Below are 20,377 nucleotides of genomic sequence, written 5' to 3'. Positions count from 1 at the left end.
ACTGATTAAAAAGGAAAATGAGCCCGCCACTGCCATGGCCGAATAAGAGATGGAATAATTGGCAGCAGACCATGATTTTGTTGAAAGAACAAGATTTGAGCGTATTTGGAGACGCCCATTGCTAAATAGAAAATTAAAATAAAGACAAACATCTTCTGATATTTGTATTCATTATGGAAAAAACGTTGAAATAGTTTCACTGAACAATGACTCCTGAATCTTTAATTAACGGTATTAATGCATAACTTCAAGGCGAACATCAACCAAAAATACTTTTTAGAAATCAAGACACTTTCTTTTGTCTCAAATCTGCTGACAAAGAATTTATTAATATCATAATCTACAAAATTAATTTTATCTATAAATCACAAAGAAATGCTCAGATAGTTTAACAACTTATCGTACGTTACTGTTAAATTATAGAAAACTGGTTAGCTAATCATAAATAAATTTTTGTGTTGTGCAAAACTATTATGTTGGATCACTCACGTTAGAATAGTAGTTCAAGACGTTTCTTCATTGGTGTCACCTACTATCTACATATTAATCCAATTTAAAGATAGTCAATATAACTTTAATAGAACCTAATCAACTATTGAATGAAAATAATCCCGGATCAAACTTCATGAACGCAATGTCACTGAGCGCAAACCTAAATTTTAAAATCAATTCCAACTGGTGTTTTCGAAACTTCTGATAACCTTTTCGTGCTACACTTAATATGTCAGAAAGAGGGGTAAATGATGCAAGCAAAATTAACGTTGATTGGCAGTTTAATTATGACCGTATTTGGTTGTTTATTGATAATTAGTCATTCGGTTAATGCCCAAGCCTATGTCACATCAGCCGCAAATTTACAAGTTAGCTCCGGAAAGGAAGCGGTACCAATCTATCGTGATGCTGCCTGCTCCCAACCAACTGGTACAACTTTAGCCACCACCAGCAATGATTGGGCAATCACTGCTGTTAGTCAAAGTAATCATCCTACAGATGGTACAACGTATGTAATCATCCTACAGATACAACGTACATTCCCTTTAATTCCTTTGATTTAGGGTTTAATCAATGGGTCAAAAGTAGCGATGTCTTTTTAGGTGGTGTCGTTAAAAATCAAAAGCCAAATAACTTATTAGAAGCCTATTCTAACTACCAACGGGTGCCAATTTATGATTCGCCACAACTTTGGCACATTACCGGTTATTTGAATTCCAACATTGCTGATTGGAAAATCAGTAAGTATGCTAGTAACAGTGCCACCGGAAATCCCATTACGCGGGTGGACTTAGGAGCTAACCAATGGGTGGATGCCACTAATGACGTAGTGGCCGTGCGTTCGCTATATATTTTTGAAAAGGGGACTCAACTGTTTAACCAGTTTGGAACACCAACGACTAAAATCCAAGCTGACGACTTTTACAAAGTTTATGGTATTAAAAACATCAACGGACAAAATTATGTCAAATTAGGAACCAACAAACAATGGGCTAACTTAAGTGAAGCTCACACTAACTAATTTAATTCAAATTATATATTTAATTTAATTCAAATTATATATTTGAGAAAATTGCTAACGAAAGGGTGCAATTATTATGAAACCAACTCTAATATATTTAAGTAGTCAATTATTGGCAACAATAATTACTGTAGCTAGTTTACCAATATTATCGACTCAAGCCGCTGTCGTTCCCAGTCATGATATTTATTATTCACATGGGCGGATGAACATGACTTACCAAGATCCACAGTTAAGTCAACCCATTGGCACGAGGCTCGTTCCCCAAATTAGTGCCTGGCAAACTTATGAAAAAGAAGTCGATAATACTGGAAAAACAACGGCTTATGATTTAGGTGGTCATCAATGGGTGAGCGCACAATTTAATGCTGTCAGCCATGAAGTTAAACCCGGATCATACATCTATCAAGAAGCTTTTTCGGCTGGCCAACCTATTCCCGTGTACAAAGATCCCCAACTGACACAACCCATCGGAAAGTTAAGTAATAAAGTAGCCGATTGGCAAATCAATCGCGTCGACTTTGCCAATCAATCTGAATATGTTTATGCCGTTGATTTAGGCAATAATCAGTGGGCAGCAGCAGACGCTTTATATCTTTTACCCAAAGCCGTGACTGTCCATGCTAACAACACTTTAGTCAACCAAAACGGTCAGCCCACTGGCCAGATCACTAACCTCAACGTGCCCTATGCGACTTATGGCGTTAAATCCATTAACCAACAAACCTATATCCGACTTGGCAGTAATCACCAGTGGTTATTAGCCAGTCAAAGCGATCCCGCACTTAATTAGTATTACTTATAACTTCTAACTTCAAAGCAAATGACGCTAATAGTAACTATATAAAATAAATTAAGATAGTATTGCCATCTATGTCAAAAGTTTTAAAGCAAGGACAATTAGATAGTCGTACTATTTTTTAACGATAAGAACTTCATAAAAGTTCATGAACGGCAGAGCAATAAAAAGAGCTTTAACAAAAAGATTTTTAACGAGGACCTAACAAAACACACCCACTGCTACTGCTCATAATTTTAACAAAAAGATATGGTTAATTTTTATGGTTCTTCTTTTTTAAAGAGAGCTTTTTTAAATAGATCAATGTATCCTTTTTTACTAATACTGTCGTTGGTTTTAATCTCACTGGGCTAACATAAAATCCGAGTGTTCTAAAACCACGGTGGCCATAGTTATATTTTAAATTGGCATGTCGTTCATGAATTATCATTGTACTTCTTCTCTTTAACCAGTCCGTTAAATTACAAACACTTATTTAAAATTAACAACACTTGTTTTAGGTGGTATTTTAACCGATATCTAAATGGGATGACATCTAAATGGGATCTGGCATAGCATACGCTTCAATAGCTTCTACTGTTTTCAACCTCTTATTTTTTAGATTAAACTTGTGTTTATTACAAGCTGGATTTATTATTAATGTAATACAATAGTAAACAACAATAAAGGGGGGCGTATTTTCTTGAGCAATTCTACTCTTAAAGATAAAACTGTTTCCACTCGTGTTAATAGCACAATTAGTGAACGTGCCAAATCAAATTTAGCCAAACAAGGTTTAACTTTAACTGTATCAGAATATATTCGATTATCTCTAATAAAGGCAGCTAATAACGAAGTCCGCTTGGTCAGCTTTTTAGATTCCTCAGAAGCTATAGCTGCTAAGCGTGAAGCTGAAAACAACGAAGTAACTGAGATTGGTTCAGTCGCAGATTTCAACGATTGGATTGACAAAATAGATGAAGATTAAATCACAAAATCCTTCGAACGAGAATTAAAAAGACTAGCTAAAAAACATTTTCCTATTAGGATATTAAAACCATGTCTAAAAGCTATCATCGAACAAGATTCTCATATTCTTCACAAGATTAAGGATCATGCTTTAAAGGGTCAATGGCAAGGATACCGGGAATTTTACCCGTCGAGGTATGGCAATTATGGTAAAACATCTGATAACTGGATCGTTATTTACAAACTAGACCACACACAATTAGTTTTGTTATTAGTAACTACTGGCTCACATCAAATTTTAGACAAGTAATCAAAAGACAATTAGTTTTGTTATTAGTAACCTTATTTTTATTGCAAAGCTGTTGCGCTAATTGCGGTTAAGCCCATTTTACAAGCTGGCTTAATTAAAGCATAAAGCTAGTTTAAAAAATTAAAATCATATAAAAACCACTTAGCACTTATGACTTGAAGTCAAAATACTAAGTGGTTTTATTTTATTGCTATAGCATTCAAAACTTTAATTACAAATATAAAATAATCATTATTGGTTTACTGAAACGAATTTGCGACCTTGGTATCTGCTGCTTCCAACTCACTGGATACCTGAGAATACTCCACTGTATCGTGTTCCGCAATTTTCCCATAATGTTTAATTACTTGTTCCAATTCCTTTTCTAATTTAATTGCTTGAACAAAAGGTTTTAAATTCGTTCCAGATATATTGGTAGCTGTTAAGGATTGGGCTTGTAATTGTTGAACTGAACTGCTTGCTTGGCTCACATTTTGGTTATAGTTAGCTTGAACGATTTTAATAGTAGTCATTATTTTTTCTCCGCACTCTGGGCTAATGCCAATTGGACTTCTAGTTGAGTAATTTCGGCTTCTAATTGGCTAATTCTTTGTTGGATGGCACTTAAATTCTCGTCATTTTTACTTGCATTATTTTTTGTAACGGATAAGTTATTCGTCTGTAACTGTTCAAATTTATTCTTTCTCTGACCGTGCCATGGTGCTGCTGTTGCTTGACCTATTTGAATGTCTCTAACGATTTTTTGTAAGTTAGCAACCTCCGCCTTAGCTTCTTGTTGTGCCTGACGCAATTTTTTTAGTAATGCTTGCTTCTGCTTAATTGCTTGTAAAATAGCGGCAACATCCATTTCAAATTATCTCCTATCTTAAAGCTTATTATTAGTAACTACCACTTTCTTTTTAATAACTACCGCTAGCTCGAAACTTGTTGATTAAGTCTTCTGATACTGAATCGGGTATTGGGTAAACATGATCATACTTATGGAGGTAGCCATATTTATCAGGAGAATTATAATATCTTTTAGATCCCTTAACATGCTTCCTTTCGCCAATCATTGGCTTCTGAACTTGCCAAGTATTTCCCTTCTTTATCAATACATAACTACCAGCATTTGCTAACCTTTTAGCGTATCCTCTAGAATAGACACTTCGATAATATTCATATGAATTATATAGTTGCCTAATTTGATCAGGTGAAATCTTTTGTTGTATGTCTGTTGGTAACTGATCATACAATGCAGAATTTAAACTAATAGATTTCGGGGTTAATGACAAACTATTGATTCGTTTCAATGGAAAAATCTTATCTAAATCTTCTCCAATTGCCAAATAATCTTGAATAAATAACTTAATTTTCTTTTTTGACACCTTGTAATTTCCCGAAAAATTTTGAACATATAATTCATCTTCTCCACCTTCTTCCATTGTACGAACTTTGAAGGCATTATTGTACACTAAAATGAAAGTTTGATCAGGTTTTAATTTTAGAAAATATTCTCCATCTCCTTCTCTCGGAAAATATTCAAATTCTCTTGAATTAAACGAAAAAGATTTTCCTATTAAATTTTTAGCCGTTTTAGCTTTAATCTTAGGTGTTAAAACAGCCCCCTCATCTTTGCGCGCTTGCAGTTTTTTCGCACTCATCTTTTGATATTTTGGTGCCATTTCTGATCTACTGGGGGGATTGCTACTTAGTCCCATCGTGAAAATACTTAATCCTACTATCATCGCCAACAGAAAACTTTTATATATTTTTTTCATCTTATTTACCTTGCTTTTTGCGATGATAATCCAAATAGCTGTCCACAGGCTGATATTTATTTTTTCCTTCTTTGTTAGGAGTTGTATATAAAATTCTGTTCTTGTCTTTATTTTTTAACATTTCATTGCGATTAGGCATATCCATATTCCCATAAGAGTAATCATAATTAAAGTGTGAACTATCTACATTTGATAAGTTCATATCATTTTGATTGGCGTAATTATACGATGGTCCATTCACAAAACCCGCTAGATCATCGGTTTGCCATTCAGCTAAATTTCGCCCACTCTTGCCAATCGTGGTTGCCGGATCAACATGTAACAATTCATTGTCAAACAGATTTAAGACGGGAAAGCCATTTGTTAACTTCAGATAACCATTTTCCACGGTAGCACCTACGTTTACACTCATTAATAACTACCGTTGGCTCGAAACTTGTTGATTAAATCTTCTGAAACTGAATCGGGTATTGGATAAACATGATCATACTTGTGAAGATAACCATATTTATCAGGAGAATTATAATATCTTTTAGATCCTTTAACATGCTTTCTTTCGCCAATCATCGACTTTAGAAATTGCCAATTTCTTCCATCTTTTTTAATTACATAATCTCCCATATCACCTATTTGCTTAATGTATTTCTTTGAATATTCTTTTTTCAACGATTCAATAGATGGATAATCATGATCAATTTGATCAGGTGAAATCTTTTGTTGTAAATCTAACGGTAACTGATTATATAATGCTTGATTTAAACCTATCGATGTTGGCGTTATTGGCCAGCTATTCACTCTTCTTAAAGGATGAATTTCGTCTTCATTTTCCACTGTTATCCAATAGTCTTGGATAAACAACTTGATCTTCTTCTTACTTATTTTATAATTACCCGCAAATGTTTGAATACTTATTCCATCTGGACTACCTTCTTGATCAGTCCGTACCTTAAAAGCATCGTTATATACTAAAACAAAGGTTTGATCGAGTTTTAATTTTAAAAAGTATTCGCCACTACCATTTCTCGGAAAATATTCAAATTCTGAAGAATTAAAGGAAAAGGACTTTCCTATTAAATCTTTAGTCGTTTTGGCTTTAATTTTGGGTGTTAAAGCGGCTCCTTCATCTTTGCATGCTTGCAATTTTTTAGCACTCATCTTCTGATATTTGGGTGTCATCTCTGAACTACCGGGGGGATTACTACTTAATCCCATCGTGAAAATACTTAATCCCGATACCATAGCCAGCAGAAAACTTTTATATATTTTTTTCATCGTCTTATTTACCTTGCTTTCTGCGATGATAATCCGAATAACTGTCTACAGGCTGATATTTATTTTTACCTTCTTTTTCAGGAGTTGTATAAAGATCATATTTATTTTGAGACTTATCTGTAGTTAACATATCATTGCGATTAGGCATATCTAGCGCTTTTTCATAACCATAATCATAATTAAAGTGTGAGCTATCTATATTTGATAAGTTCATATCATTTTGATTGGCGTAATTATATGATGGTCCATTCACGAAACCGGCTAAATCATCGGTTTGCCATTCAGCTAAATTTTGTCCACTCTTACCAATGGTCGTTGCCGGATCAACATGTAACAATTGCCCCGTTTGATTATTAATAATGAATTCCACATGGAAATTAGACAGTAGTTTGTAATTATGCATATAATTCAAACCATACTGCTTTTTATCACCTATCTTACCAACGTACTTTTTATTATGCGCTCGGGCACTTTCACTGCCAACTTTAAACTGTCCAGTTTGACTTAAATCATCTAAATATTCGCCAGGGGTCACGTGCAACTTCTTAGCTGTTTGTTCGACATACTTAGCGTTGGCATCCGAAATATAATAGCGCAATTGGTGAATCTCGGTGGCTAACGTACCGCTGGCGTTGGCTAAGCCACCCTTCGTTCCCTTAGTAAAGGGAAAAGCTGTTTGCACAACTTGGGGCAACAACGTTTGTAACAATTCATTGTCAAAGGGATTTAAGGCGGGAAATCCATTTATTAACTTCAAATAGCCATTTTCTACGGTCGCCCCTAAGTACTTCAGCATAATCGTTAACGCTGAACTGGCCGCTTTTTGACTAACTCCGGTTTGCGCATACGGGTGAAACAATGCATTAAAGGCAGAAGAGCCGACTTGACGAGCCTGCTTAAATAAATGATTTAATTGTTTTGATAATTTATTTCCTTTTAAGTTCTTGATACTATCATTCAAAAAGTGTTCATAACTGGTTAAGGCCGCAGTATTCCAACCATCGCGTCCTAACTCTGTTAAAAAAGCCGCCATCTGAAAGTGATCTTTACCTTGACCTTTAATTCCCGCCGTTACTGTCAAATCGCTTTTAACATGTACCAGATTATGACTTAAATCTTTTAACGCTAATGGCAGGGTACGATTATTGTAATTTAATACTTTGCGCTTCGTTTGTTGCACCAATTGGATCGTTTTGCCCAGTGCTTCGTCAGCTTGATCATCGATTAATTGACAATCCGCGCCAGCTTCAAGCGCTAATTGGTAGGCTTTGTTCAGTCGAGCCACTGTTCTACTATTTAACTCTTTGGCCTTTGTCAGTATTTTTTCCAGATCGTCTAAGTTCTCAGTGTCAATTTTAGCTTGGCTACTACTATCAACATCCGCCTTAAAGTCATTAATTAAACGTTCCATGCCTTGAGCCAATTGATCTAACTCACTTGTTAATTGTTGCGGTTCACGACCATGCGCTGCTTCGACATACTCAGCCATTTGTTGTTGCGTTTTCCCGCTGAAGCCTTCAGAATTCGGCACAGCTTTCATCTTGACACTGGTATCTTGTAACGCACTTTTTAAAGCTTTAACTTGTGTTTGTAAATGATAGTTATTTTCTTCTAACTTACTCATGTCAATTTTAACCATTAATTTCTCCATATACTGAATTATTTTGAAATTAATATATTATATTTATATACAATAATTTTTAATTTTAATGGCAATATATTAATTTGATAGTAAAATAACATATCCATCAAACATAGTAAAGCAGTAGTATTATGCCAAGTAAAAAATAGATAAAAGAACATGTAATTAATATAAAACCAACAATTGAGTAATGCTTTTAGATATATTTGTACCTAAATTAGCTAATCAGAATAAATTTAATTGGTTTTAATTAATTTATTAATTTCTGCAGCTAAAGATTGATCATTTAAAAATTCTGCAATGGTTTTAATTTGTATTACCTGCTGAACATTTACATCAGCCAGATAATTTTGAAAACAAAAACAGCCAACCCCCAAATCAAATCTTTCTCTCAATTCAATTTAGAAATTAGACTGTTTATTTTTACTTTTTAGCTATTTCAGATAAGCCCGCGTATAATCGTCTTCACCCACTGGATGACGTAAAACTCCTTTGAGCTTGGGATTAACCAAATGACTTTCCACCATTTGATATAGTGGAATGACCGGCATAGTTTGGTTTAAATGTTGTTGTAATTGCCGCATGGTCTGCCAATATGCTTGATCATTATTGCCACTGTCTAAACTAGCCTGCTGGTATAACTGATCAAACTGAGCATCATGATATTGTCCATAATTTTGAGGATTGGCACTCTGTAAAATGCCCATAAAACTAATAGGATCGGCAAAGTCTGCTAACCACAAGGTCTGTCCTAACGAGAACTTACCACTATGCATTTCACTCGAACTCGTTTTCTCCGGAACATTCCGCAAATTAACTGTCACGTCTGGTAAATTCTTTTCTAAAGAATTTTGTAAAAATTGCGCTACATTCTTTGTAATAGTTTGATCATCACCTAACAATTGCAAAGTCACATGCTTTTTAAGATGAGATTCTTGCAAACCTTCTCGCCACAAAGTCCGAGCTTGCTTAACATCATAAGTAGTCTTGGGCGTGGTCTCGGTCGCAAAGTCCTTATTCGTTGTCGGATCCAGCGTTAAATCCTTGGCCGTGTAAGTGTCCGCTGGTTTGGAGCCGTCTGCTAAAACATTTTTCGTTAAGGCTTGACGATTAATTACCAAACTAATTGCTTGACGCATTTTAGCATTAGTTAACGGCTGATGATTGCGTAAGTTAACTCGTAAATAATAGTTTCCCGCGCGGCGTTCATGAATTAACTTTTTTGACTTTTGAAGACCTTTCGCCGTTACTCCGGTAATAGTCGCATCATCCAACTTGTTTTGACTAAATAATTCATTCGCCGTGTTAGCATCTTTCACGACTAAATAATTAATCGCTTTTAGGTGAATTTGCTTTTTCGCATAATAATACGGATTAGGCTTTAAAGACCATGTATCACTATTTCCATTCCACCGGGTAACTTTAAAGGGACCATTATAATACAAATACTGAGATTTAGTACCATACTTGGATTTAAATTTCGTTAACGCGGTCCGATTTTCCGGAAAGAAAGCAGGCATCACCATCATCTTATTAAAATACGGCATCGGGTGCTCTAGCTGTACTTGTAAAGTATGTGCATTTAATGCCGCAACGCCTAACGTTTGGGGCTTTTTTTGTTCCTTGGCAATCGCCGCTGCATTTTTAATTCCATCAAAAATATAACTATAACCCGATTTAGCATTAGGGGAAGCCGAACGGCGCCAAGCAGTCACAAAATCTTGAGCGGTAACTTTTTGTCCATTACTCCATTTAGCATTGGAACGTAAGTGAAAGGTATAAGTTAACCCGTGATTAGTCGGCTGCACTACTTTGGTCGCCATTGCCGCTTGTGGTTGATTATGCTTGTCCGCACGATATAATCCCTCCATCGAATTTTCTAGAGTATTCCAAGTTTGTAAATCTGCATGCTCCGAAGTATCTAAAGATAACAAATCACCTGTTTGCATCAGGTTAATTTGTTGCTTCGTACCAGATGAAGAAGATTGTGTAGTCTGAGAACTACAGCCAGTTAATAAAACCACGCCCAAGCCACTTAAAACTGCGACCCAATTTAATTTATTTGTCATCTGTTAACCCTTCTTTCAAGTTGACTTGCGGATTACGTTCAACAGTAGTTAAGAATTGACCTAAAGTTTGGAAAAACGCTGAAGGATTATCAACACTATGGCAATGACCACCATCGGGTGTAAGCACTAAGCGCGCATTCGGCAGCGTCTGTTGCATCCGCTGCGCCACTGCTAAAGGCATCGTATCATGATCACCAAACGTTAATAACGTTGGTGTGGTAATTTTATGCAGGTCACTTCGGCGATCCCAGTCCTTGAGCGTTCCAGTCATCACAAATTCATTATTACCCTGAAAGTGGTTGTAAACCGGCGTAGCATTTGTTTCAACAGTATGATGTCCCCCATTTTCCGGATGACGACAAACATAGACCTTATACAACTGCTGCACTAAATCATTATACTTGGGATCATCAAACCGCTCTTGAGCTTCAACTTGTTTCATATAACTAACCCAAAATGGTGAAAATAATTGTTCCCGTAAGTAATTAATGTGAGTAATATATTCAGGAATATTGTCAATCATACTCATAATGATTAAGCCTTTGAGATGTTGCGGATATTTCAAGGCATACTCTTGCGCCAATAAGCCGCCCCAAGAATGCCCCAATAAATAAAATTGGTCTAAGCCTAATTGTTGGCGAACTTCTTCTAATTCTGATAAATAGTAATCAATTGTTAAATATTTTTGATTCTGAGGATCAGTAAAATCTGGTTGATCTGAGTAAAAAGAACCCAACTGATCATACATTGAGACCTGTACGTTATTGAGGTGTTCATTAAAGTTTTCAAACTCTTCATGGTTACTACCTGGACCACCATGCACACATAATAATTTAACGGGTCCTTCACCGACAGTCCGCGTAAATAAATGAAAACCATTTTCTAATGTTAAAATTTTACTACCTGTCATATCTGTATCTCTCCTTTTAATCTCAGCTGCTCGCAAAGTTGGTTAATCTTCAATTACTGATTTTGCAAGCGCAACAATATGCTGTGCCCAAAAGCGCTGAGCGACTAAGAACTGCCTTACAACTCTAGTGCTTAAACAACTAACTCTAACAATAAAAAAGCACCCTCTCTAAGCAATAAACTTCTTAGAAAGGGTGCGTTGAGCACGGTACCACCTTATTTTTAACTTCCAAGCCAAAAACCAATCAACTCTTCAGTAAACGCCAATATGACAACAGCTATTATTGACTTTTGATTTGTTAACTAAATAACGGTAGTAACCGATCTAGCTTACTAATTTCAGCTGATAGCTCAAAAGCGATTTTCATAATTAAGATTTTGTTCCTGCTTGCACTCGACCAGGTTCGCTGTCCGCAATCTTAAAACTACTTACTTCGTCATCACTATTTTAATTTTATTGTCACTTTAATTTAATTTGAATGTTAAGACTTTAATCTTATTTTGTCAAGAATCTTTTAATTTAATCAAAAGTAATTTTTAAACCTGATAGCTCTTTCTAGCTCCTCAAAGTAAAACTCATGATTTATTGTTAACTTCTGCAAATAAAAAGGAAACGTTCGCTTAATTTTTAATAATTATCGAATCGCTTCCTCGATTAATGTCTGGAATAATCTGTTGCTTAAGGATGGGCCCACAAAAATTTCCCAATGGCTTGATTAACTTGGTAATTATTTTCGTGTAATTGACTATGTTGACCCTTTCGGCCTTTAATCTCTAACTCTTGATAACTTTGATAACGCCCGCGTAACAAGTACTTGAGTGACCGTGCGGAAACATTGGTAACATCACCATCAGAATTAGTTCCATTGTTCAAATTACCATAAATATTCAAAATTCGAACATTTTTCGGATAAGAACTACGTTTACTTAACAAATAGCGGTAATAGCGATCTTCATACCTAGGCCGGCCGTTGGCTAAAAAATAGTTCTTATTTGGTCGATCATCAATGCCAATAATCCCATCAAAGTGTCCCGCCATATTCACTTGCTTATTGAGCCGGGGCAAATCTTTACGTTGACCATATTTAACTTGATAATACATCGTCGTTAAATTACCCATGGAATGAGCGACCGTATTATACCGCTGAATCTGATACTTTTTCTGTAACAAAGTAATTAAATTATAAAACCACCGACTAGTTTCTTGATAATTACTATTCTGATTATCTTCCATTAAAACCTGAATTAAGGGATGTTTGGCCCCTTTCGGCCAGTGACCACTTAACTTAACTTGACCTTGTGGCGAAATCTTGGCAACTAACACTTTGGTCGCTCCTTGATGCGCTTTTGCATAAGCCATCATACTTTTAGCCGAGTTAGCTCCAGCACCATAACCATGTAAATATAAAGTGGGCACACTAGCTGAACGATCACCGTTAGTTGGTCGGTTCATTTTAACAAATAGACCACTACCCAGTAGTAATAACACAATAATGACTCCTAACCACCAGAGTAAGGTTTTTCGCTTTTTAGTTAACACTGTCATCACCGCTCCTTCAAAAAAGCTTGCGTGCCCTAACTTAAGCGCTCTAAGCCGTCAGTTAACATTGCTGGTGGACAAGCACTATTTAGCCGGATAAAATGAGCACCATTGCCACGATAAATAGCCCCATCATTAACAATTAATCCCGTTTGGCGTCTTAAATACTGAACTAATGATGTCGCCGTTGCTGTAACCTGTTGCACATCTAACCATAACAAATACGTGGCATTTTCTGAAACCAATTTGACCTGTGGTAAATTAGCTATTAAATATTGTTGAACTAAATCCCGATTTTGTTGTAGTTGCTGCTTTAATTGTCGTAACCACCGGCTTCCCTGAGTATACGCCGCAATGCTTCCCGGAGTAGCCACCAAATTCGGTTCTGTTAGCTCATCATTATTGAGACCGCGACTAACAATTTGTCGCAGGTTAGAATTAGGAATAATAACTGTGGCCGCATGCAAAGCCGCCAAATTAAAAGTCTTACTGGGCGAAGTCAACACAACAATGTGGTCCAAAGTTTCCGCTGTGGCTACTGCAAATAAGGGCGTATAAGTCGGACTACCTAAGACCAAATCCCCATGGATTTCATCACTAACAATTACAACGTGGTTTTGCTGTCCCAATTGCAGTAAGTGCTTTAACTCGGCTTTTGACCACACTTTTCCAATCGGATTATGGGGATTACATAAAATCATTAACTTCGTTAAAGGATTCGCTAATTTTTGTTCTAGATCAGTCCAATCAATGCTATAGCTCTGTTGGTCCGAATCATACCGCAGATCATTAGTCAACACGTGGCGGCCGTTATTTTCAATCGAATGATAAAAAATATCATATACCGGAGCTTGAACCACAATGTTATCGCCAACATTACTTAAACTACGGACAATGGATGACAAAGCAGGAATTACACCAGCACAATATAACAACCAATTCTGCTCCAGATCACTCTGATGTTCCTGACTATACCACTGCTGGACAGCAGCGTAATAAGCTTGTGGTACATTCTCATAACCAAAAATGCCTTGTTGAACCTTAGCTTGCAGCGCAGCAATAATTTCTGGAGCTGTGGCAAACTCCATATCGGCCAAAGACAATGACAACTCATTAGCAGCTACTTGCCATTTAACGGAGTTCGTTGACCGTCGGGAATGAATTTCATGAAAATCTAACATGATTCTACCGGTTCCGTGATCGGCTGCATTGTCGTAATTGTAGTTGCTTTTGGATCAATTTTAGTTGGGTCTAAAATTAATTGTTCGATCTTATCGGCAGTAATTTGACCACTGGTTGGATTTTTGACACTATCAATCGTATTGGTAATCTCGGCATCAATCGCACTACTATATTCAAAGGCTAAAGTTGTTTTGATTAAACGACAGTGCTTCATCACCAAATGTTGGACATAACATAAGCCTTGATCGCTTTCAATCGTACAATTAATTAACGTTAAATTTTTCGTATTCCAGCCCAAATATTCCCCGTTAATCGTCGAATCATAAATGGTGACATTCTCACAATTCCAAAAAGCATCTTTGGAAACAAAAGTCGAGTTGTGGACTTCAATATTTTTGGCGCCATCAAAAACATAATTACCAATTAAATCCAAATGATCCACCGTAATGTTTTGACTATTCATGCCAAAATAGTCACCTGTCGCTTGAACATGGTCCAATTCAACATCCTGACAGCTCCATAGAGTTTCCGTGGCATCACTAAAATGATCATGACTTAACTTAACTTGTTGACAACGCCGAAACAATTTGGGAGCTTGTAAAGAACAGTTAGTTAAACTAATGTCTGTCGTATACCAAATGCCCGAACGGGCCATCGTTTCAAAAATAGTATCTGTTACTTGGACATGTTGATCATACCAAAGCGGATATTTCCATTTAAAAATAGAATTTTGAATTGTTAAATTTTGACTTTCCTTTAATGGTGATTCACCAACGCCAAAAGTAACACCATCTATTTGCGCATTATTGCTGGCAAAAAGCGGTCTTTCACCAGCAAAATATTGATCTTGATAACTAGTCATACTCGTTATACTCCTTAATTTTCTCAATAAGCCTTTAGCTTCAATGATCCTAATGATCTGTTAGATTAGCTTGAATGGCTGCTATGATTTGTTCAGGTAATAAATTATTTTGTTGATAAAGTTGCTGTAGCGGCGTTTGATCAGTGTAAACCCGCTTTTGGCCAAAGTTTAAAACTTGAACGTCAAACTTACCTAAATAAGATGCTACCTTTTGGCCAAAGCCCCCGTCTAATAAGTTATCTTCTAAAGTGACAATCAACTGATGATCAGCGGCCAATTGTGTGAGCGTCTGATCATCTAAAATATTGGCGGCCACCGGATTAACCAATGTAGCACCTACTTTGTCCGCGACTTGGCGTCCTAATTCATAAAAATCACCCAAAGCTAAAATGGCAACCTTTTGCCCCGCTTGCACTTGATAATGAATCGTTTGATAATCACGCGCTGGGTGATTATGAGTAGTCAGCGGTACTGTATTGGTTGGTAACTTAATAGCAACGGGGTGTTGGCGTTGCTTAATGGCCCAAGTCAACATTGCTTGTTCTTCAGCTAAACTAGTTGGTGCTAAATATAGCCAATTAGGTAAATTAGATAGCATTACTTGATCAAAAACTCCCAGATGCGTTTTCGATTGTTCCGACATTCCTCCACCAGCTACGAGCATCACTACTGGCAAGTTATTAGCCGCCACATCATGCGATAATTGATCAAAGGCACGTTGTAAAAAGGTCGAATTTTCAAACAGAATGGGAATCGCACCTGCTTTGGCAAAACCAGCTGCAAAGGCGACGGATTCTTGTTCAGCAATCCCCACGTCAGTGTAATTATGCGGATAATCATTTTTAATACGGTCCAAACCAAATACTCCCGGAATCGCCGCATCAATTGCCATAATTGGTTGTCCAGCATCAATTTGTTGCGCTACGACATCTAAAGCGGTTGAATTGGCAGTAACCGTCGTGGGGACTGGAGCTAAAGGTTGATCTGTGGCTAAGTCAAACGGTGCTACCCAATGATGCGCTTCTTCTTGCGCAACTGCGGGTTGATAGCCTTTGCCTTTTAAAGTATTAATATGAACTACAATCGGATGATCAATATCTTTCACAGCGGTAAAAGCCGCAATCATTTGTGTTAAATCATTACCATCGGCTACGTAACGATAATCAAAGCCTAGAGCTTTAAACAAATTATCACTAGCTTGGCCGTTAGAATATCGTAATTTTTGTAAGGCTTGGACTAGCCCACCAACATTTTTATCAATGGACCATTGATTATCATTAATTACAATCACCAAATTGTTCGGTTCAATGGCTGCATTATTCAACCCTTCATACGCTAAACCGCCGGTCAGGGATCCATCACCAATTAAAGCCATAATATTTTCATGTGTTCCTTTTAAATCACGAGCTTTGGCCATGCCCGTTGCTAAAGCAATTGAGGTTGAGGTGTGCCCAATCGAATAGTAATCATACGGACTTTCCTCCGGATTACTATACGGCGTAACTGTATCATAAGCCTCAGGATCTAGCCACGCTTGCGCGCGCCCTGTTAACATTTTATGGGGATAAGTTTGATGAGAAACATCCCAAATAATTTTGTCAGTCGGAGCGTTAAACACATAATGATAAGCGATCGCTGCTTCGACAATTCCTAAATCCGGGCCTAAATGACCACCCTGTGCGGCATCTTTTTCTAAAATTAACGTTCTAATCTCTTGCGCTAATTGTTCTAAATCTTGTAATTGCAGTTGCTTCAAATCTTGAGGTCCGTTAATTTGGTTTAAAAGATAATCTGGATGTTGATTCATAAAATGACCTTCTTCTTATTTAATTTTAATCTTGCAAAAGCAACTATAATACTTAAAGTGCTGTTTAAGTCAAATGATTTTCACCATTTATTATTCAACATACGCCTAAACAATTTTTAAGTTGCCCAGAAAACTGTTTCTGTGCCCCCAGTATAGATATCCTCTTAGCTACTGTCTAATACTTATTTTTAATAGCCAATTATAACCAAAGAGCATACTTGGTTAGCTTGACTTACAGTTAACTCTAGGTTTTATGCTACAAATAATTATTATTAAATCTTATGAAAGTAGGTGGCTAAATTGCGTCCCAAAATCATACTTCATATTTATACTTCCCTCGATGGGCGGATTACTGGTAATTTTAGTACTGCTTTGTCAGATCATAGTGCAACAAAATTCTTTCAAACCATTGGTTTTCAAAAAAACAATCCGCATAGTTTTCACTTTCAGGGTTGGATTTATGGTAGCAATACCTCCAAATCCTATTTTGCGCCAGGTCAATTTATTGCTGACCACAATACTTCTAGCATCGTTCCTGCCGGTGATTATCTGATTAACCAACAACAAAGTTGCTATTACATTGCATTTGATCGTCACGGTTGTCTTAATTGGTCCCAAAATACTACTGCTTATGCTGGGCAAACTGCGTTTGTGATTGAAGTCTTGACTAACCAAGCATCCAATTCCTATAAAACATTTTTACGGCAAAAACAAATTCCCTATATCATTGCGGGAGAACAAGAAATTGATCTAGCACTGGTGTTGCAAAAATTAGCTGCTGAATACGGCTTAGACAATTTGATGTTAGGCGGTGGTGGACTGTTAAATTGGAGTTTTCTTACCGCTGGTTTGATTGACGAAATTAGTTTAGTCGTGGCGCCAGCGATTGACGGTCAAGAACATACTGCTCGCCTATTTAATTCCCAGTTTAGCCACGATCCAAAACCCATTGGTTTTAAATTGCGTTCGGCACAAGTCATCGCTGATAATGTCCTATGGTTAAGATATATTCCTCTAAATGTTAGCCAAAGAACTTGAATAACCGACAGTTGCGACAGAAGTGCTTAGAAGCGGGGTTTAACCTTCCAGTATGAATAATAAATATCAGCCTAAATTTACAAAATTTGTTGTTTCAACTCTTCTCTTTATCAGCACCTCAGACGATTTGCGTCACTATATATCAAAATTTTAATTTGAAAGGATTTTCAATGACTACAACAATCCAAATTATTATTAATAACGATGCTTATTTTGCACAAATTAATGATTCGCCAACCGCTCAGGATTTTCTTCAGCTGCTCCCACTAACACTAACTTTAAAAAATTATGGTCAGACTGAAAAAATAGCTGATCTCCCGACTACATTAAATACTCAAACAGCACCGAGTGGTAGTGCCGCTCAAGTTGGCGATATTACTTTATATGCACCTTGGGGCAATTTAGCCATTTTTATTCAGAATTTCGGTTATGCAAAAGGTTTAATTCAACTAGGCCATATCCAACAAAATGGCGCTCAATTAGCTAATTATCCTAATAACACCATTGCTTACTTTGAACGGCAATAGTACCAGTTAATTTGAGTAACTTCTTAAACCAAAATACTCCATTATTATTAGGTATACGCCTAACTATAATGGAGTATTTTTATTAATGAATAAACATCTTGACGCCAAAAGAATTATACTTAAATCTATCAACTATGATTATTTTAAAGGGAAGCGTAAAATTAGTGAACTATCCAAAAGCTTTAATTACCGCAGTTAACCGGCGCTCACAAGCATTTCAGCTAGAAGGCCTGAACGAAGGTGCCGGACCACAGCACCCTACTTTAATGTTGGTTGGCGAAGCCCCGGGCAAAGACGAGATTGTAACGCACATTCCCTTTCACGGTCGCTCTGGGCAAGAATTAATGAAATCTTTAGCCCTACTGCAATTAACTCGCGATGATGTTTATATAACTAGTGTTGTACGTAGTCGTCCCTATAAAGTGGTACAAGTTTTAGACAAAAAGACCCACCAATTAGTCACCAAATATCCTAACCGCAAGCCAACCCAAAAAGAAATCCTAGCGCAAGCACCATTTTTTGATTACGAAGTCAATTGGGTTCAACCCCAAATAATCGTCACTTTAGGTAGTACCGCAGCCCAACGTATTTTAGGTACTAAACAAAGTTTAACTGCCATTCACGGGCAAATCTTTAATCAACCAATTCAACAATTAAATGCTACCAAAGATGCTTATCAATGGTCCGCGAAAAAATACCAAATTTATTGTACCTATCACCCCGCCGCCATTTTTTATAACCGGAAATTAGCAACTCAAATTAAACACGATTGGGAACAATTAACATCATATATTAAGTAGTTATTGCGCTTCAAAGGCTCAGTGTACGGGTGGGTCTCCAAATATTAAAATGGGTTAGAAAGACAATTTTAATCATGCTCAGCTTTTATTGCTGGTATGATAATTGTTTGTTATATAATTTAAATTAATCTTGCCAGCGACTATTGAAATAAAACTTATTTTTAATTATGACGTTTATCAAATACTATTTAAATAGTATTTCTTGTTCACAGGTTAAATTCTAAATATTATTAATCTAACAAAGTTCAATGATTATTAATAAATCAACGCTCTAAACACTTTTATTGATAGTAGTTAACATAATTCCTTTTTTAATCTAGTAAAACATAAAGCGATTTCTTCACGATTTAATATTTAGGTTGCAGCCCTGACACAGCAACATGAGGGGGTACTTGTGTTTGCTGATATTATAGTGCCGATTGTCGTCGGAATTGTTATTGCCACCTTTACATGGTGGATCAATAAACATTAGTTGACGCAAAATAAAAGACGTCTAGTCACTGTCCGGGTAAACTAGGCGTCTTTTTTGTGTTGCATTCATGTTCTCTAATATCCTTGCATGTTTATAATAACACATTTATTTCTGAAATCCCACAATTTGATTATGTATTAGCTCCCGCATTGGGAGCATTTTTATTACTTACCACTGCCAACCCGTATATAAAGCTGGTAGATATTCATCAGCAGCTACATGATAGCATCAAAATTATTAATCTAACAACTATCTAAAACGTGTCCGGGTGCTGGGCAAGCAGTCCAAGAGTTCTAAATCTAATTGATCTAACAACTATCTAAAACTACAACTCCGTTCAGCAAATATCCTAATGCGTTCTAAATCTCATTGATCTAACAACTATCTAAAACGTCGACGAGCTAAGCAGGTTGATTTTGTACGTTCTAAATCTCATTGATCTAACAACGATTTAAATGTTATTGATAAATCAACGTTTGTAAGACTTTTGTTAACCATTTGTTCTCCATAGTTAGCGAAACTACTCTTTTAATTTAACAACATTTAGTTAAAAGTAAAACACTTTTGCTATGCTATAATATTTAAGTTGCAGCCCCAACACAGCAACATAAGGGGGGTGTACTTATGTTTACCAGCATTATAGCGCCGATTATTGTCGGAATTGTTATTGCCATTTTTAAATGGTGGCTTAATAAACATTAATTGACGCAAAATAAAAAGGCATCTAGTTACTGTCCAGGTCAACTAGGTGTCTTTTTTTGTTGCAGTTATGTTTACCAACATCTTTACATACTTATAGTAACACAATCATTCCCAAAATCCTACAATTTGATTATGTATTAGCTCCCACTTCGGGAGCTTTTTTATTACTTGCCACTGCCAACAGCATAAAGCGCTGGTAGATATTCATCAGCAGCTACTTGAGCA

Annotated in this window: 23 protein-coding genes; 9 read left to right on the top strand and 14 right to left on the bottom strand. The window is 36.5% G+C overall.

The annotated features are described in order from the left end of the window. Positions 1-5 precede the first annotated feature (5 nt). On the bottom strand, positions 6-200 hold the full coding sequence (locus AC3B6Y_RS09040; protein WP_489791070.1) for a hypothetical protein: 195 nt from the start codon (positions 198-200) through the stop codon (positions 6-8). Positions 201-740: 540 nt separating this feature from the next. On the opposite strand from AC3B6Y_RS09040, the gene AC3B6Y_RS09035 reads away from it, so the two are divergent. The 5 genes from AC3B6Y_RS09035 (at position 741) to AC3B6Y_RS09015 (ending at position 3,570) form a co-directional block, all read left to right on the top strand. Next, positions 741-1,055 (top strand): hypothetical protein, encoded by a 315-nt coding sequence (locus AC3B6Y_RS09035; protein WP_489791069.1) that lies wholly within the window; start codon positions 741-743, stop codon positions 1,053-1,055. Positions 1,056-1,156: 101 nt separating this feature from the next. Next, positions 1,157-1,513, top strand: coding sequence for a hypothetical protein (locus AC3B6Y_RS09030; RefSeq protein ID WP_489791068.1), 357 nt, complete (start codon positions 1,157-1,159; stop codon positions 1,511-1,513). Between the two features lie 76 nt (positions 1,514-1,589). Beyond that, positions 1,590-2,306 (top strand): hypothetical protein, encoded by a 717-nt coding sequence (locus tag AC3B6Y_RS09025; RefSeq protein ID WP_489791067.1) that lies wholly within the window; start codon positions 1,590-1,592, stop codon positions 2,304-2,306. Positions 2,307-2,994: 688 nt separating this feature from the next. Beyond that, positions 2,995-3,279 (top strand): RelB, encoded by a 285-nt coding sequence (locus AC3B6Y_RS09020; protein ID WP_489791066.1) that lies wholly within the window; start codon positions 2,995-2,997, stop codon positions 3,277-3,279. Further along, complete coding sequence (locus AC3B6Y_RS09015; RefSeq protein ID WP_489791523.1) at positions 3,280-3,570, top strand: type II toxin-antitoxin system mRNA interferase toxin, RelE/StbE family; 291 nt, start codon at positions 3,280-3,282, stop codon at positions 3,568-3,570. It begins immediately after the preceding gene. A gap of 239 nt (positions 3,571-3,809) precedes the next feature. Here the strand turns inward: AC3B6Y_RS09015 and AC3B6Y_RS09010 are convergent, their stop codons facing one another. The 13 genes from AC3B6Y_RS09010 to AC3B6Y_RS08950 all read right to left on the bottom strand — a co-directional run bounded on the left by AC3B6Y_RS09010 (position 3,810) and on the right by AC3B6Y_RS08950 (position 16,613). Next, on the bottom strand, positions 3,810-4,082 hold the full coding sequence (locus AC3B6Y_RS09010; RefSeq protein ID WP_489791065.1) for a DUF5344 family protein: 273 nt from the start codon (positions 4,080-4,082) through the stop codon (positions 3,810-3,812). Then, the gene (locus AC3B6Y_RS09005; RefSeq protein ID WP_489791064.1) at positions 4,082-4,417 is read right to left on the bottom strand and encodes a hypothetical protein; all 336 of its coding nucleotides are present in this window, start codon (positions 4,415-4,417) and stop codon (positions 4,082-4,084) included. The genes AC3B6Y_RS09010 and AC3B6Y_RS09005 overlap by 1 nt, the downstream gene beginning before the upstream one ends. Positions 4,418-4,469: 52 nt before the next feature. Beyond that, complete coding sequence (locus AC3B6Y_RS09000) at positions 4,470-5,330, bottom strand: hypothetical protein (RefSeq protein WP_489791063.1); 861 nt, start codon at positions 5,328-5,330, stop codon at positions 4,470-4,472. A gap of 1 nt (position 5,331) precedes the next feature. Further along, entirely contained in the window at positions 5,332-5,742 is a 411-nt protein-coding gene (locus AC3B6Y_RS08995) for a hypothetical protein (protein ID WP_489791062.1), read from the bottom strand. Continuing rightward, a complete protein-coding gene (locus AC3B6Y_RS08990) occupies positions 5,742-6,602 on the bottom strand; it encodes a hypothetical protein (RefSeq protein WP_489757670.1) in 861 nt (286 codons plus the stop codon). The genes AC3B6Y_RS08995 and AC3B6Y_RS08990 overlap by 1 nt, the downstream gene beginning before the upstream one ends. Positions 6,603-6,606: 4 nt before the next feature. Then, positions 6,607-8,241: a DUF3114 domain-containing protein gene (locus AC3B6Y_RS08985; RefSeq protein ID WP_489791061.1), complete on the bottom strand. Its 1,635-nt coding sequence runs from the start codon at positions 8,239-8,241 to the stop codon at positions 6,607-6,609. 239 nt (positions 8,242-8,480) lie between these two features. After that, positions 8,481-8,639, bottom strand: coding sequence for a hypothetical protein (locus AC3B6Y_RS08980; protein ID WP_489791060.1), 159 nt, complete (start codon positions 8,637-8,639; stop codon positions 8,481-8,483). Positions 8,640-8,678: 39 nt separating this feature from the next. Continuing rightward, positions 8,679-10,313, bottom strand: a complete 1,635-nt coding sequence (locus AC3B6Y_RS08975; protein ID WP_489791059.1) for a peptide ABC transporter substrate-binding protein — start codon at positions 10,311-10,313, stop codon at positions 8,679-8,681. Further along, positions 10,303-11,223, bottom strand: a complete 921-nt coding sequence (locus AC3B6Y_RS08970) for a proline iminopeptidase-family hydrolase (RefSeq protein WP_489791058.1) — start codon at positions 11,221-11,223, stop codon at positions 10,303-10,305. Before AC3B6Y_RS08970 ends, AC3B6Y_RS08975 begins: the two co-directional genes overlap by 11 nt. 678 nt (positions 11,224-11,901) lie before the next feature. Beyond that, complete coding sequence (locus AC3B6Y_RS08965; RefSeq protein WP_489791057.1) at positions 11,902-12,768, bottom strand: alpha/beta hydrolase; 867 nt, start codon at positions 12,766-12,768, stop codon at positions 11,902-11,904. Between the two features lie 29 nt (positions 12,769-12,797). Next, positions 12,798-13,943, bottom strand: a complete 1,146-nt coding sequence (locus tag AC3B6Y_RS08960) for a MalY/PatB family protein (RefSeq protein WP_489791056.1) — start codon at positions 13,941-13,943, stop codon at positions 12,798-12,800. After that, positions 13,937-14,806: a DUF3737 family protein gene (locus AC3B6Y_RS08955; protein WP_489791055.1), complete on the bottom strand. Its 870-nt coding sequence runs from the start codon at positions 14,804-14,806 to the stop codon at positions 13,937-13,939. Before AC3B6Y_RS08955 ends, AC3B6Y_RS08960 begins: the two co-directional genes overlap by 7 nt. Before the next feature lie 49 nt (positions 14,807-14,855). Next, positions 14,856-16,613 (bottom strand): 1-deoxy-D-xylulose-5-phosphate synthase, encoded by a 1,758-nt coding sequence (locus AC3B6Y_RS08950; protein ID WP_489791054.1) that lies wholly within the window; start codon positions 16,611-16,613, stop codon positions 14,856-14,858. 300 nt (positions 16,614-16,913) lie between these two features. Between AC3B6Y_RS08950 and AC3B6Y_RS08945 the strand changes: the two genes are divergently transcribed. The 4 genes from AC3B6Y_RS08945 to AC3B6Y_RS08930 all read left to right on the top strand — a co-directional run bounded on the left by AC3B6Y_RS08945 (position 16,914) and on the right by AC3B6Y_RS08930 (position 20,152). Further along, positions 16,914-17,651, top strand: coding sequence for a dihydrofolate reductase family protein (locus tag AC3B6Y_RS08945; protein ID WP_489791053.1), 738 nt, complete (start codon positions 16,914-16,916; stop codon positions 17,649-17,651). A 170-nt stretch (positions 17,652-17,821) separates the two neighbouring features. Beyond that, positions 17,822-18,178, top strand: coding sequence for a cyclophilin-like fold protein (locus AC3B6Y_RS08940; protein WP_489757662.1), 357 nt, complete (start codon positions 17,822-17,824; stop codon positions 18,176-18,178). 164 nt (positions 18,179-18,342) lie between these two features. Continuing rightward, positions 18,343-18,978 carry a uracil-DNA glycosylase gene (locus tag AC3B6Y_RS08935; RefSeq protein ID WP_489791052.1) on the top strand — a complete coding sequence of 212 codons (636 nt, stop codon included), beginning with the start codon at positions 18,343-18,345 and terminating at the stop codon, positions 18,976-18,978. A 1,096-nt stretch (positions 18,979-20,074) separates the two neighbouring features. Next, positions 20,075-20,152, top strand: a complete 78-nt coding sequence (locus AC3B6Y_RS08930; RefSeq protein ID WP_489775560.1) for a type I toxin-antitoxin system Fst family toxin — start codon at positions 20,075-20,077, stop codon at positions 20,150-20,152. The last annotated feature ends 225 nt before the right edge of the window (positions 20,153-20,377 follow it).

Source organism: Bombilactobacillus sp. ESL1092 (genome assembly GCF_058107465.1).
This window is presented reverse-complemented; position numbering and strand designations above follow the sequence as displayed.

Bases quoted from the DNA above. Each gene is read 5' to 3' on its own strand.
- AC3B6Y_RS08970 (WP_489791058.1), bottom strand. From the start codon at position 11,223: ATGACAGGTAGTAAAATTTTAACATTAGAAAATGGTTTTCATTTATTT.
- AC3B6Y_RS08985 (WP_489791061.1), bottom strand. From the start codon at position 8,241: ATGGTTAAAATTGACATGAGTAAGTTAGAAGAAAATAACTATCATTTA.
- AC3B6Y_RS09035 (WP_489791069.1), top strand. From the start codon at position 741: ATGATGCAAGCAAAATTAACGTTGATTGGCAGTTTAATTATGACCGTA.
- AC3B6Y_RS08940 (WP_489757662.1), top strand. From the start codon at position 17,822: ATGACTACAACAATCCAAATTATTATTAATAACGATGCTTATTTTGCA.
- AC3B6Y_RS08995 (WP_489791062.1), bottom strand. From the start codon at position 5,742: ATGAGTGTAAACGTAGGTGCTACCGTGGAAAATGGTTATCTGAAGTTA.
- AC3B6Y_RS08955 (WP_489791055.1), bottom strand. From the start codon at position 14,806: ATGACTAGTTATCAAGATCAATATTTTGCTGGTGAAAGACCGCTTTTT.
- AC3B6Y_RS08990 (WP_489757670.1), bottom strand. From the start codon at position 6,602: ATGAAAAAAATATATAAAAGTTTTCTGCTGGCTATGGTATCGGGATTA.
- AC3B6Y_RS08960 (WP_489791056.1), bottom strand. From the start codon at position 13,943: ATGTTAGATTTTCATGAAATTCATTCCCGACGGTCAACGAACTCCGTT.
- AC3B6Y_RS09025 (WP_489791067.1), top strand. From the start codon at position 1,590: ATGAAACCAACTCTAATATATTTAAGTAGTCAATTATTGGCAACAATA.
- AC3B6Y_RS08930 (WP_489775560.1), top strand. From the start codon at position 20,075: ATGTTTACCAGCATTATAGCGCCGATTATTGTCGGAATTGTTATTGCC.
- AC3B6Y_RS08950 (WP_489791054.1), bottom strand. From the start codon at position 16,613: ATGAATCAACATCCAGATTATCTTTTAAACCAAATTAACGGACCTCAA.
- AC3B6Y_RS08965 (WP_489791057.1), bottom strand. From the start codon at position 12,768: ATGACAGTGTTAACTAAAAAGCGAAAAACCTTACTCTGGTGGTTAGGA.
- AC3B6Y_RS09000 (WP_489791063.1), bottom strand. From the start codon at position 5,330: ATGAAAAAAATATATAAAAGTTTTCTGTTGGCGATGATAGTAGGATTA.
- AC3B6Y_RS09005 (WP_489791064.1), bottom strand. From the start codon at position 4,417: ATGGATGTTGCCGCTATTTTACAAGCAATTAAGCAGAAGCAAGCATTA.
- AC3B6Y_RS08975 (WP_489791059.1), bottom strand. From the start codon at position 10,313: ATGACAAATAAATTAAATTGGGTCGCAGTTTTAAGTGGCTTGGGCGTG.
- AC3B6Y_RS09010 (WP_489791065.1), bottom strand. From the start codon at position 4,082: ATGACTACTATTAAAATCGTTCAAGCTAACTATAACCAAAATGTGAGC.